Origin of the sequence: Sinorhizobium sp. 8-89 (assembly GCF_030124325.1) — a bacterium.
Classification (GTDB): Bacteria; Pseudomonadota; Alphaproteobacteria; order Rhizobiales; family Rhizobiaceae; genus Sinorhizobium.
Window position 1 is genome coordinate 339,290 of the sequence record NZ_JASKLR010000002.1, and the last position, 13,244, is coordinate 352,533.

Genomic DNA, 13,244 nt, shown 5'->3' on the forward strand with positions numbered 1-13,244 from the left:
GAAGGGATCCGGGAATGGTGCAGGAGTGGCAGGATGCCGCTCTATATGGGCCAATTCACGGGGAATTGCAGCCCATGCAGGGCAAAATTCCCTGCGACACACCGTAAACCGATCGCATTCGCGGCGATTGTCGCAGACGCGGACGGCACTTTCGACAAAGTGGTTCAGCGAACCGCTACGTCACCTGGGGCCGCATCGCGCCAGGAAGTTTGCGGCAATGAGGGCGCAACATATCGCCATCCGCGAATATCGCGGCGAGCGTTCGCCCGCATCAGCGCCGCCCCGAAAGGGCGGATCGGCATCCGCCTGCAAGCGCATTCCAATACTCAACGCTTCCCGCTCTCGCGGCAGAAGATCTCGTAAAGCGCCATCACCAGCCGCGAGGCCTTTTCCTCGGCGAGACGATAGAAGATCTGCTTGGCGTCGCGCCGCGTCGCCACGACGCCGGCCTCCCGCAGCACGGTCAGTTGCTGCGACAAGGTCGGCTGGTGGATGCCAAGCATCTCCGCCAACTGGCCGACCGAGTGTTCTCCTTCGACAAGCGTGCAGACGATCATCAGTCGGTTCTGGTTGGCGAGCGTCTTCAGCAGCATCGCCGCCTCACCGGCCCGCACGCTCATGTCCGGGCGCACGTTTCGCAATTTCATCACGGTACCCATCGTCATTCTCCCGTTAGTTCCACGTCGCGCCCAGCAGCGCATTCAGCGGAAACTTCAGGTAGCGCGCACCGTTCGACTCCGGCTCCGGTAGTCGACCGCCGCAAATATTGACCTGCAACGCATGCAGGATCAGCTTCGGCATCGGCAGCGACTTGTCGCGCGCTTGGCGCAGTTGAACAAAGTCGTCCTCCGTCAGGCCGACCACATGCGCATTGCAGCGCTTTTCTTCGCCGACCGTGCTTTCCCAGCGTGCTTCGCGGCCATCCGGCCGGTAGTCATGGCCGGTAAAGACGCGGGTCTCGTCCGGCAGGGCAAGGATCGCATTGATCGAGCGCCACAACTGACGCGCATCGCCGCCCGGAAAATCGGCCCGGGCAGTGCCGCTGTCCGGCATGAAGATCGTGTCATGCACGAAGGCCGCGTCGCCGATGACATAGGTCACGGACGCCAGCGTGTGTCCCGGTGAATGGATGACATAGGCTTCGATGGAACCGACGGAAAAGCGCTCGCTATCGGCGAAGAGATGATCCCACTGCGAGCCGTCCGCTGCCAGCTCCGGCCAGTTGTAGATTTTCTTCCAGAGACATTGCACCTGGCGGATCTCGGCGCCAATCGCGATCGGCGCGCCGGTCTTTCCCTTCAAATAGGCTGCGGCGGAAAAATGGTCCGCGTGCGGATGGGTGTCCAGGATCCAATCGACGGTCAGATCGTTGCCGGTGACGTAGTCGAGGATCAGGTCCGCCTGCTCCGTCGCCGTCGCTCCCGATTTCTCGTCGAAATCAAGCACGGGGTCGATGATCACGCAGCGCTTCGTCGCCGGATCGGAAACAACATACTGGATGCTTCCCGTCCGGCACTCGTAGAAGCCTTTGACCTCCGGTTTTGCAATGAGGTTTGCAGGCATGATCGCCTCCATAAAGTCATATAATATATGATTAAGTACATTATATATTGTGGGCCTGAGCAAACAAACCGCCACCGGCGGCGTGACGGTGGCCAAGTGCACAACGCATCGAAGGCGTGACGTTTCGTTCCGGTCAGCCGTAGAGGCTGTAGAAGAACCGGATGGCGACGAGCACCATGAAAATCCCGAATCCCGCCTCGAGCTGTCGTCTGCCCATGGCATGGGCAAGCCGCACCCCGAGCGGCGCGACGAGCAAGGTTATGGGGATGATCAGCGCCACCGCGATCCAGTTGATGAAGCCGGTCGAAAGCGGCGGAAGGCCCGCCTCGCCCCACCCCGCCCAGACATAGCCGAACAGGCCTGGAATCGAGATCAGCACGCCGACGCCGGCGGACGTGGCGACCGCCTGATGAATCGACCGGTTGTACAGCGTCATGAAGGTGTTGTTGAGCACGCCGCCGCCGATCCCCATGAGACCGGAAAGAATGCCGATCCCGACTCCGACCAGCCATTTGATCGGGTTCTTCGGCAGATCCGTGCCGATGTGCCAGCTCGCACGGTTGAAGATCATCCGGAATGCCAGGGCGAGCGCGATCACTGCGAAGATCAGACGCAATGTCTCGCTGCCGACATGGGCTGCGATCACCGAGGCCAGGATCGCGCCGAGCGGTACCGCCACGATCCAGTTGCGCAACAGATCCATATCGACCACGCCGCGACGGTAGTGCGACAAAAACGACCGGACCGAAGTCGGAACGATGATCGCAAGCGACGTGCCGACGGAAAGATGCATCCTGACCGCGTCATCGATGCCGAGCAGGCCGAAAACCTGGTAGAAGACCGGCACGAGGATCGCCCCGCCACCGATGCCGAAGAGGCCGGCGAGCACGCCGGCAACGACGCCGGCCGCCGCCAGCGCCAGTGCAAACATCACCAATTCCGAGACAGGCGGCATGAAGAAACTCGATTTTGCTGGAATCCGGCAACGAGGAATCCGGATCAGGGCTGCTTGTCCATCACTGTCATGAAACGGTGATGCTTTTCAATCACTTTCACCCTGCGCGGAGCCCCTCGCTCCCCGTGATTTGCACTCCGGAGTCTCCCCCTATTCTCCGGGTTTGGCCGGCTTCCCCGCCGGCCTCTTTTTTTCGCCTGCAATCGTCGATAGAGCTGGCCTTGTGCGCTCGCTTGAACGCGCGGCCTTTTAGTCGCAATGCCGATAGCCGGATTTGCGCGTCCTCAGGTCGAAGTGGAAATGGTCCTTGTGGAACGGGTCGCTGCCGGGGCCAAGCACGGTGTTGAAATATTTGCAACTGTCGGAACGCACGGCCTTGAGGAGGCCACGTTCGCGGAAGGCGAAGAAGCCCTTCCTGCGGACGTCGATCTCCTTGCCGTTCTTCAGAACGAACTTACCGACATCGATGGCATTGCCGCGCGCATGTTCGGACATCGGATTGCCGCGACGCGAGTTCATCGTACGGCAGGAGTAGCCGCCGAGCGGCTTGATCGTCTTGACGCCGGACCAGTAGCGGTAGCGCGAAGACGGTGCGAGTTCGTATTTGACCCATTTGGCGAAGGCTTCGGTCACGTGGCAGTTGAGCTTCACCGCCGGCTTCACGCCGATACCGCCGGAAAGGCCACTCAACTCGATCGGATAATCGATGCCGCAGGACGGCCCGTTGCTGATGCGCGGAACATCGCGGAAGACGACGCCGAGCTTCTTCAGGCGCTGGCGACAGGCAATTTCCGAGCGAGGCATCTCGCCGGTGAATTCCGGCTCGGACATCGGATTGCGCACACGCGGCAGGAACGCGACCTGCTGCGGTTCCTGCGTGGGCTGAACAGTCCGTCGCCGCTCGATGTAACGCGGCCTTTTCGCCTCCTCCGCCGAGATCTGCTCCGGCGCCAGCGGCGGCAGGTCGGGGTCGTAGCCGAGGTTCGGCTCGGATGCGGGCGGTCGCCCCGCGGATCCGCCGAGTTGGTGCAGGTTGTCCTCGCCGATGCCGGCGACCACCGGCTGGCTGGCGTTGCCCTCGGCAATCTCGTTGCTCTGCTCTTCGGCAAGCCCGACGACGGGCTCAACTCCGAGCATCGCGTCCATATTGACGCCTGCGGGGGGTATCGTCATTGGCGCGGCGCTTGCCGTCTGCGTCTCCGCTGTGGGCACCGGTTCGCTGTCGATCATCGGCAGGTCGCGGTTCGCCTGTGCGCTGGGATTGGCGGGAACGACATTCCCGCTGGAGGCCGCGACCGGTTCGCCTGACGGATATGCGGCGGCCATCTCCTGTCGCGGGCGGTTGTCGGCACGCATGGGCTCTATGGCGCTGACACGGGCGCCGCTGTCGACCCTGGCCGACGGCGCGAGCACGTCGGTGGTGCAGGCGACCAGGGAAGCGGACAGCGCCAGCGCGGTCAACGGTCGATGGAGAAGAGAAACATACGCCATACTCACTGTCGCCTTCATCCACGACAAAACCGAAGCCTTGTCGATGCGCCGCCGTCCCTAAACCGTCGCTGCCGCCTGTGTCGTCAAACGGGCGCACGGCTGAAAAAATCGGATCTCGGTCGGACTTTATGCAAACAGGGTAAATGAAGCCTTTCCGGCGCCATATCAGATCCGGCGGTCAATGCCGCGAGTTGATATAAAATGGCCCGCATCCATTTGAACGCGGGCCATAAAATGCCAGATCGACACCGGACGGGCAGTCAGCGGCATTCTCCGCGATGGATGATACTGAACCCGCCAACGCCGGCCTCGCAAGCATTTGGGAAGGTGCGCATGCGTCCGCCACGCACGCCGCAGACGGGGGCAAACTCCATCGTGCAGGCCTGTGGCGCAGTAGCAAGACCACCACCGCGGCATTCACCCGACGCGATTATCCTGAATCCTTCCGCACGTGCCGTGCAGGCATTCGGGAAGGTCTGCCTTCGCGGACCGCGCTGACCGCAAACCGGCGCAAATTCACGTGTGCAGGCCTGCTGCACCGGAGGGCGACTAGCGGGACGGCATTGACCGCGATGGATCACCCGGAAGCCGTCGGCCCGCGCCTGGCACGCATTTGGGAAGGTCCTCAGGCGATTGCCGCGTTCACCACATACCGGGTCGAATTCCATTGTGCAGATTGGCCCTGGGCGGATGGGCCTCGGGCCGGGGCGCGGTTCGTCAACGACGACCGTACAGGCTGATAGAAAGCCGATCCCCATAAGGATGACAGAGCACGACCTCGGGATGAAAAGCTTGAGAAGCGACACAGGTATACTCCTCCAGATCTAACGCTCGGCAACAACACGATTCCCCTGGGGAACCGTTACGCTTTTCCTGGCATTGCTTTGGCCCCAAGCGACCGGCCTGCCACGGCCAGTCCCCTCCCTCACGCCATCTGACGCCGCCAATGACGATACGTCAAGTCCCGCGAGTTCCGCGCCCTCACATACAACCGTCGATAGGATGGTGATCGCATGAAAAAGCCCGCGTCCGTTTGAACGCGGGCTAGTCTTTGCAGAAAGTCTTCTTCTCAGTTAGGCCGCCCTGCCGTAGGCCGCACGACGATTCTCCTGCAGGCAGAACTTCTCGAGCAGCACCTTCAGCTCGCGGCTCTCCTGCGCCAGCGTCTGGCTTGCGGCGGTAGTTTCCTCGACCATCGCGGCATTCTGCTGCGTCATCTGGTCCATGCTGTTGACGGCGGTGTTCACCTCCTGAAGGCCCGTCGCCTGCTCCCGCGAGGCCGTCGCGATCGATGCGACCTGCTCGTTTACGCGATTGACCAGGGTTTCGATCTCCTTCAGAGCATCGCCGGTCGAGCGCACCAGTTCCACTCCGGCGCCCACTTCCTTGACCGAGGCGCCGATCAAATCCTTGATCTCCTTGGCGGCCCCGGCCGAGCGCTGGGCAAGCTCGCGCACTTCCTGGGCGACAACGGCGAAGCCGCGGCCCGCCTCGCCCGCCCGCGCCGCCTCGACTCCGGCATTGAGCGCAAGCAGGTTTGTCTGGAAGGCGATTTCGTCGATCACGCCGATGATCTGGCTGATCCGGCTGGAGGATGCTTCGATCCGCCCCATGGCGTCGATCGCATTGCGAACGATGCCGCCGGATTTCGCCGCGCTCGCCTTCGTCTCGTTGACCATGTCGCGCGCCTCGTGGGCGCGGTCGGAAGCATGGCGCACGGTAGAGGTGATCTCGTCGAGCGCTGCCGCTGTCTCTTCGAGGGCAGCCGCCTGCTGCTCGGTGCGGCGGGACAGGTTGTTGGCCGCCTCGGAAATATCCCCAGCGCTGCCGTGGACGACCTCGGTCGACTGCGAGATGGCACCGATGACATCGCGAAGCGCCGCGACAGCGGTGTTGAAGTCTTTCTGCAGCTTGGCGTATTCCGGAGCTATCTGCTCGACTTCGGCAGTCAGGTCGCCGCTCGCCAGCCGCTCCAGCGCCGCGCCGATCGTGTCCATCGCATCCGCCTGCGCCTCGGCGGTGGCACGCTGGCGTTCCTCGTTGCTGCTCCGTTCCGCATTCAGCCTGTGCTGCTGCTCCTCCTCTCGCGAGCGCAATTCGAGCCGCTCCCTGACCGAATCGCGAAGTACGACCAGAACCTTCGCCATCTGGCCGATTTCGTCGCCGCGATCGGTTTCCGGCACATCGGAGGACAAATCCTCGTCGGCAATCGCCTGCATCGAGACTTTCAGCTTCTCGACCGGGCGCACGACGCTGCGCACGATCGCCAGCGCCGCCATCAGGATCGCCAATGCCGCTGCAGCGAGAATGCCGGCCATCTGCCAGGCGCGCTCGCGGAACATCGCGGCGAGATCGTCGGCATAGACGCCCGTGCCGACCACCCAGCCCCAGGGCTCGAAGCCGGCGACATGGGAATATTTCAGCACCGGCTCCTCGGCACCCGGCTTCGGCCAGTAGTAGTCGACGAAACCCTTGCCGTGGGCCTTTACCGTCTTCACGAACTCGACGAAGAGATACTTGCCGTTCGGGTCCTTGTTGGCCGTCAGGTCCGCCCCGTCAAGCTCCGGTTTGATCGGATGCATGACCATGGTCGGATGCATGTCATTGACCCAGAAATAGCCGCTGCCCTGATAGCGCATCGCCTTGACGGCTTCGAGGGCTCGCTTCTGCGCCTCTTCGCGCGAAAGCGTTCCGGCCTGCTCCTGCTTGTAATAGGCGTCGAACACCGTGACGGCGTTCTCGTTCATTGCGGAAAGCATTGCCTTGCGCTCCGCGACCAGCTTGTCCTGCGCCTGAACCAGACTAAACGTCAATGCCGCCGCCATTGTCAGCAGCGCGAACCCAACCAGCGCGTAGAGACGCGCCGAAATCCGAAATTTTCTCATCCCCAGCCTCCACTTTGAGACTGCAGGATAAGAGCATGTCTTTGCAAAGCCCCTAACAAAGGATCACTAATTTTCGCGGTGCTCAATTAACGACTTGAAAACCGTTGGAGGCCTCCCGAGCGCGCGCGTCCTCGCGGAATTGTCGGTGAGTGCTCTTTCCTTGCCCGCCGGCCATGCGGTAGATCTTGTTCGACAACAGGAGACAGGCGGATGACCGAAGCGATGAAGCCGAACGGCGAGCTTACCTTGCGCACACTCGCCATGCCGGCCGACGCCAACGCCGCCGGCGATATCTTCGGCGGCTGGGTCATGGCCCAGATGGACCTCTCCTGCGGCATCCGCGCCGCCGAACGCGCCAGGGGCCGCGTGGTAACGGCGGCGGTCAAGGAAATGGCCTTCGCCATGCCCGTGAAGATCGGCGACACGCTGTGCATCTATACCGACATCGTCAAGGTCGGACGCACGTCGATGACCTTGAAGGTAGAGGCCTGGGCACAGCGTTACCTCTCCCATGTCATGGAGAAGGTCACGGACGCGATCTTCGTGATGGTGGCGCTCGATTCCGCCGGCAAGCCGACGCCGGTACCTGAAGAATAGGCAGCCGGATGGACGCGCCCGCGCCGGATCCGGCGATCTTCTCCCATATTCGCGTCGTCATGGGCATGATCATCAGCCTCAGCCTGGCCCGACTCCTGAGCGGCGTGGCACTTTTCGTCCAGCACCCCGGCAAGACCAAGGTCTACTGGATCCATCTTGGCTGGGCGCTGTTCATGTTCGTATTCCTGCTGCATTTCTGGTGGTGGGAATACTATCTGCACTCGCTCGCAGTGATCGATTTCAGCGTCTATCTCTTTGTCGTCCTCTACGCCTGCATCTACTTCTTTCTCTGCGTGCTGCTCTTTCCGACCTCGCTGGACGAGTATGCCGGCTACGAGGAATATTTCCTGTCGCGGCGGGCGTGGTTCTTCGGCTTCCTCGCGCTCGCCTTCGCGGTCGACCTCCTCGATACGGCTCTCAAGGGCAAAGCCCACTTCCAAAGCTACGGCTTCGAATATCCGCTGCGCAACGCCACCTATATCATCTTGTGCGTCGCCGCCGCCTGGACGCCGAACAGGCGTTTTCACGCGATCTTCCTCGTCGGTGGCCTGCTCTACCAACTGACCTGGATCTATCGCGCCTTCGACCTGCTTAGCTGATCGCGCCGAGGATGAGCGGCAAATTGCGAACCGCCCTCACCCCTTGAAAATGAACGAGGCGCCGGCGGCGATCAGCGCGAAGCCGATGACATGATTCCAACCGATCGATTCCTTCAGCCAGAAGATCGAGAAGATGACGAAGATGGTGAGGGTGATCACCTCCTGCATCGTCTTCAGCTGCGCCGCCGAATAGACCGAATGGCCGATGCGATTGGCCGGCACGGCCAACCAGTATTCGAAGAAGGCGATGCCCCAGCTTGCGACGATGACGATGTAGAGCGGTGAGGACGTGAACTTCAGGTGACCATACCAGGCAAAGGTCATGAAGACGTTGGAGAGAAGCAGAAGCAGCACCGGCCAGACATAGGCGGGATTGATGGCGAAGGGCATGAAGACCTCGGGAGAGCGCGAATCATTTGCCCGAGGATGAGCCGATCGAGATCGCCACCGCAAGCGGCTCACCGTGCTCAATCCGCGCTTTCCAGGGTCTCCCCGGGTAAAAGCCCCTCCCAACCAATCTGGCCTGCGAGTTTCGCAGTCGCGAGCAGTACGAGAAGTTCGCGGATCATTCGCAGTGGATGCTGCTCACAGTCGATCTCCTCTCCGATGTCAGGCAATTCGAAGAAGTCGTGTTTCGTCGGAATAAGCAGGAAGCAATCATTGTTCGCGAGGCCCAGGCGGACGGTACCGGCCGGCCACGTCTCGGAAAGGTACTGCAGCGCCTTCAGCAGGGACCCGCGCAGCACCGCTTCGGCCGCCGCCGGGTTGTCGGAGCGAAACTCATGCGCGCCGTCGCGCTCGGGGCTGCCGGTCGGAACAACGGTCCAATGATCAAGCGTAAAGATCCGAACGAAACGCTCCGGCAGGCTTGGACGCTCGATTCCGATCAGCCGGCCGGGAAAGGTCTTGCGCAAACGCACGTGCAGCAGGACACCACGGAAAACGGGCGTCTTGCCGTGGCGGAGGTTCAACTCGGCAACGGCAAAATTCGTACCCTCGTAGACGCCGGTGATCATGTCGCCGTAATCATCGCTGTCGTAAAGCGCGAGCTTCAGCCTGTCGAAGGCATGTGAAAACGGCGGCCTTACACCGTGGCTATACTCGACGGCGCCCACAAACCCGAAGATCTGCGGCAGAATTCGATCGCGCAAGGCCTGCCTTGCCCTTCTCACCGGATGCTGCGCCCAACCCAAAACGCCAAATCCCCCGATCACCGCCGTTACGCAGATCAAATCAAAGTATTGCGTCGTGATCTGCTCATCGAGAGAAAAGAACGTCGTCGCGCAGGCCACCGCGTAGAGACCGAGCATCCCCCATTTCCGCCGGCGCGCTTTCTCCTGGTACAGCACCCTCGCGGCATTGTATTCTTCCACCGCTGCGCGGACATTCGCCAGGATTTCGCCGCTCGGCGCCAGGGCGATTTCGTCGAAAGCAGTTCTGGCCGTGTTTTGTTGCGTCGCTTCCACCCTTGCCTCCGGAAACCGATCCCGAACGATCTTGCACAGCCCATGTGGCGGCGCAATCGCCGCGTGCATGCGTCGGCCACTAAAGCCACCGGAAAAACACCAGCTTCGTTTCCCTTTTGTACTCATTCCCCCTTTTCTTTCGACCTGACTCTGTCCATATTCCGGCCATGGCAAATTCCCCGAAAGATCCCCGAAAGAAGCCGTCGGCACCCAGCGGTTTCGAAGAAGCCCCGCAGGCGCCGCTTTCCGGCACGCCGCTGTCCGGCAATGTTTCCGACTGGGTGAAGCAGCTCGAGGCGGAGGCGGAGGCCAGCGCCTTCGAGAGCCAGCGCGAGGTCGCCTCCAAGGCGGGCAAGCATCGCAAGAAGGTAGAGATCGCTGCATCCAAGAAGGCAGCCAAGGAAAAGCCGGCCGACGCAGCACGCGGCGGCAAGGGCAAGGCGGAGATCGTCGGCGGAAAGACCGCCCGCGGCACTTCCATGGGCGGCTCGACCGACCCGAAGACGCGCGCCGCCGCCGGGCTTAATCCGGTCGCTGGCCTCGATGTCGCACTGGAGGATGCCGACAAACTGAACGCAGGCTCCGGCGTCACTGCCACCGTCGAGGCGCTCTCCAGGCTGATCGAGAGCGGCAATCCGCTGTTCAAGGACGGCAAGCTCTGGACGCCGCACCGCCCGCCCCGGCCGGAAAAATCGGAAGGCGGCATTTCGCTGAAGATGGTGACCGAGTACCAGCCCTCCGGCGACCAGCCGACGGCGATTGCCGATCTCGTGGACGGGCTTGCGACAGGCGAGCGCAACCAGGTGCTGCTCGGTGTCACCGGCTCGGGCAAGACCTTCACCATGGCCAAGGTGATCGAGGCCACACAGCGGCCGGCCGTCATTCTCGCGCCGAACAAGACGCTCGCGGCCCAGCTCTATTCGGAGTTCAAGAACTTCTTCCCGGACAACGCGGTCGAGTATTTCGTCTCCTACTACGACTACTACCAGCCGGAAGCCTATGTCCCGCGCTCGGACACCTATATCGAGAAGGAATCCTCGATCAACGAGCAGATCGACCGCATGCGCCACTCGGCGACGCGCTCGCTGCTCGAGCGCGACGACGTCGTGATCGTCGCCTCGGTCTCCTGCATCTACGGTATCGGCTCGGTCGAGACCTATACGGCGATGACCTTCCAGATGAGTGTCGGCGACCGGCTCGACCAGCGGCAATTGCTGGCCGACCTCGTGGCGCAGCAATACAAGCGTCGCGACATGGATTTCCAGCGCGGCTCCTTCCGCGTGCGCGGCGACACCATCGAGATCTTCCCCGCCCACCTGGAGGATGCCGCCTGGCGCATCTCCATGTTCGGCGACGAGATCGACTCGATCACCGAGTTCGATCCGCTGACCGGCCAGAAGACCGGCGACCTGAAATCGGTAAAAATCTACGCCAACTCGCACTATGTGACGCCGCGCCCGACGCTGAATGCCGCCATCAAGGCGATCAAGGACGAACTGATCTTCCGCCTCGCCGAGTTGGAACGCGCCGGCCGGCTGCTCGAGGCGCAGCGGCTGGAGCAGCGCACCCGCTACGACCTCGAAATGCTCGAAGCCACCGGCTCCTGCCAGGGCATCGAGAACTATTCGCGCTACCTGACCGGCCGCAAGCCGGGCGAGCCGCCGCCGACGCTGTTCGAATATATTCCGGACAACGCGCTGATCTTCATCGACGAAAGCCACGTCACCATTCCGCAGATCGGCGGCATGTATCGCGGCGACTTCCGTCGCAAGGCGACGCTGGCCGAATACGGCTTTCGCCTGCCCTCCTGCATGGACAACCGGCCGCTGCGCTTCGAGGAATGGGACGCGATGCGCCCCGACACGATCGCGGTTTCGGCCACCCCCGGCGGCTGGGAGATGGAACAGTCCGGCGGCGTCTTCGCCGAACAGGTGATCCGCCCGACCGGCCTCATCGACCCGCCGGTCGAAGTGCGCTCGGCCAAGACGCAGGTCGACGACGTGCTCGGAGAAATCCGCGAGACGGCCGCCGCCGGCTATCGCACCCTCGTTACCGTGCTCACCAAGCGCATGGCCGAGGACCTCACCGAGTACCTGCATGAACAGGGCGTGCGGGTGCGCTACATGCACTCCGACATCGACACCTTGGAGCGCATCGAGATCATCCGCGACCTCCGCCTCGGCGCCTTCGACGTGCTGGTCGGCATCAACCTCCTGCGCGAGGGCTTGGACATCCCCGAATGCGGCTTCGTCGCCATTCTCGACGCCGACAAGGAAGGTTTCCTGCGCTCGGAAACCTCGCTCATCCAGACGATCGGCCGCGCCGCCCGTAACGTCGACGGCAAGGTCATCCTCTATGCCGACACCATCACCGGCTCCATGAGCCGTGCGATGGAGGAAACCGCCCGCCGCCGCGAAAAGCAGATGGCCTACAACCTCGAACACGGCATCACGCCGGAATCGGTGAAGGCGAAGATCTCCGACATCCTCGATTCGGTCTACGAACGCGACCACGTCCGCGCCGACATCTCCGGCATCTCCGGCAAGGGCTTCGCCGACGGCGGCCACCTCGTCGGCAACAATCTGCAGGCGCATCTCAACGCGCTGGAAAAACAGATGCGCGACGCCGCCGCCGACCTCGACTTCGAAACCGCCGCGCGCCTCCGCGACGAGATCAAGCGCCTCAAGGCGGCGGAACTTGCCGCGCTGGACGATCCGATGGCGCGCGAAGAGGCGAGGAGCGCCGAAGGCGCGACAGGGAAACGAAGAGAAGAGGCGCGGAGTGCAGAAGCTGGGAAGCGAGGCAGCAAGGTTGCCCCCAGCCCAATCTCCCCCCCTGCGGGGGAGATGTCCGGCAGGACAGAGGGGGATAAGCCGGGGAGCTACTTCGCCAAGCCTTCGCTCGACAACATGGGCCCGGGTACCGACACCGAACGCCCGCTCTTCCGCAAGCCCGACCTCGACGAAATGGGCCGCGACGTGGCCGTGCCTGCCGGCAAATCGGCTCGCGAGCAATCGCTGTTCCGCAAGAACACGCTCGACGAGATGACCGTCGGCCGGACGGAAAAGCCGGTGGCCGGGAAGGTTCCGGAGAAGCCGCTAGTGCGGGCGAAGCCGGGTGCTGGGTCTTACGAGGATCCGGCGGAGGAGAAGCGACGCAAGGGCCGGACGAAAGGCAAGACGGGGCGGCCGGGACGGTGAGATTGCTTGTTGGTTACAGCGCTCTACTGCACAGTGCGAAATTCGTCCAAATGCTCAAGCAATGAGTATAAATCTGAGCACGTCGGTCTCCGGCCGCTGGCCGAAGCGGTCGAGGTGTTTGCGGACGCGTCAGCGGTGGCGTTCGAGCTCGAGGATGTGGAAGCGGTTCTTGACGACATCGTCCGGAGAGTTTTCGCCGCGACGGGATCGAAGGTGCCGGGGTCGCGCTCGTCGAGGATGAAGTCGTTGACCAGCGTTTCGAGCATCATCAGGCCCCTGAGATTTTTGGGGTCGGCGAGCCGCGATTATAGCCGGCGGCCGGCGTAAACCCTGCGCTGCCGAGCGCCTCCTCTACCCTATCAGGGCACCTCCCGCTGAAAGAGGGAGAACATCCGTAACTTACTTCCAGAAACACTTGCCCCGGCACAGTTCCGCACCGAAGGCCCGGTGTTGTGCCTGCAACACGGCCGATCTCGATTCGACGAGCA

At 62.5% G+C, this 13,244-nt stretch carries 11 protein-coding genes and 1 pseudogene; 3 read left to right on the forward strand and 9 right to left on the reverse strand.

Annotated elements, in window-relative coordinates; genetic code table 11:
• Positions 1 to 326 precede the first annotated feature (326 nt).
• The 6 genes from bigR to QN219_RS06110 form a co-directional block, all read right to left on the reverse strand.
• Positions 327 to 659 (reverse strand): sulfite-sensing transcriptional repressor BigR, encoded by a 333-nt coding sequence (bigR, locus tag QN219_RS06085; protein ID WP_283998689.1) that lies wholly within the window; start codon positions 657 to 659, stop codon positions 327 to 329.
• Positions 660 to 672: 13 nt separating this feature from the next.
• Positions 673 to 1,563, reverse strand: a complete 891-nt coding sequence (locus tag QN219_RS06090; RefSeq protein WP_283998690.1) for an MBL fold metallo-hydrolase — start codon at positions 1,561 to 1,563, stop codon at positions 673 to 675.
• A 133-nt stretch (positions 1,564 to 1,696) separates the two neighbouring features.
• Positions 1,697 to 2,518 carry a sulfite exporter TauE/SafE family protein gene (locus QN219_RS06095; protein WP_283998691.1) on the reverse strand — a complete coding sequence of 274 codons (822 nt, stop codon included), beginning with the start codon at positions 2,516 to 2,518 and terminating at the stop codon, positions 1,697 to 1,699.
• A gap of 249 nt (positions 2,519 to 2,767) precedes the next feature.
• A complete protein-coding gene (locus QN219_RS06100) occupies positions 2,768 to 4,009 on the reverse strand; it encodes an extensin family protein (RefSeq protein ID WP_283998692.1) in 1,242 nt (413 codons plus the stop codon).
• Positions 4,010 to 4,269: 260 nt separating this feature from the next.
• The gene (locus QN219_RS06105; RefSeq protein WP_289624075.1) at positions 4,270 to 4,767 is read right to left on the reverse strand and encodes a Kazal-type serine protease inhibitor domain-containing protein; all 498 of its coding nucleotides are present in this window, start codon (positions 4,765 to 4,767) and stop codon (positions 4,270 to 4,272) included.
• A 315-nt stretch (positions 4,768 to 5,082) separates the two neighbouring features.
• The gene (locus QN219_RS06110) at positions 5,083 to 6,894 is read right to left on the reverse strand and encodes a methyl-accepting chemotaxis protein (RefSeq protein WP_283998694.1); all 1,812 of its coding nucleotides are present in this window, start codon (positions 6,892 to 6,894) and stop codon (positions 5,083 to 5,085) included.
• 210 nt (positions 6,895 to 7,104) lie between these two features.
• Between QN219_RS06110 and QN219_RS06115 the strand changes: the two genes are divergently transcribed.
• Positions 7,105 to 7,491, forward strand: coding sequence for an acyl-CoA thioesterase (locus QN219_RS06115; RefSeq protein WP_283998695.1), 387 nt, complete (start codon positions 7,105 to 7,107; stop codon positions 7,489 to 7,491).
• A gap of 8 nt (positions 7,492 to 7,499) precedes the next feature.
• Complete coding sequence (locus QN219_RS06120; RefSeq protein WP_283998696.1) at positions 7,500 to 8,090, forward strand: hypothetical protein; 591 nt, start codon at positions 7,500 to 7,502, stop codon at positions 8,088 to 8,090.
• Positions 8,091 to 8,126: 36 nt separating this feature from the next.
• Here the strand turns inward: QN219_RS06120 and QN219_RS06125 are convergent, their stop codons facing one another.
• Together QN219_RS06125 and QN219_RS06130 are read right to left on the reverse strand one after the other, a co-directional pair.
• Complete coding sequence (locus tag QN219_RS06125; RefSeq protein ID WP_283998697.1) at positions 8,127 to 8,480, reverse strand: DMT family protein; 354 nt, start codon at positions 8,478 to 8,480, stop codon at positions 8,127 to 8,129.
• 77 nt (positions 8,481 to 8,557) lie between these two features.
• Positions 8,558 to 9,556, reverse strand: coding sequence for a hypothetical protein (locus tag QN219_RS06130; RefSeq protein WP_283998698.1), 999 nt, complete (start codon positions 9,554 to 9,556; stop codon positions 8,558 to 8,560).
• A 167-nt stretch (positions 9,557 to 9,723) separates the two neighbouring features.
• On the opposite strand from QN219_RS06130, the gene uvrB reads away from it, so the two are divergent.
• On the forward strand, positions 9,724 to 12,756 hold the full coding sequence (uvrB, locus tag QN219_RS06135) for an excinuclease ABC subunit UvrB (protein WP_283998699.1): 3,033 nt from the start codon (positions 9,724 to 9,726) through the stop codon (positions 12,754 to 12,756).
• A gap of 57 nt (positions 12,757 to 12,813) precedes the next feature.
• Here the strand turns inward: uvrB and QN219_RS06140 are convergent.
• Positions 12,814 to 13,058 (reverse strand): annotated as a pseudogene (locus tag QN219_RS06140) (molecular chaperone DnaJ); the annotation flags it as partial.
• Positions 13,059 to 13,244: the final 186 nt, after the last annotated feature.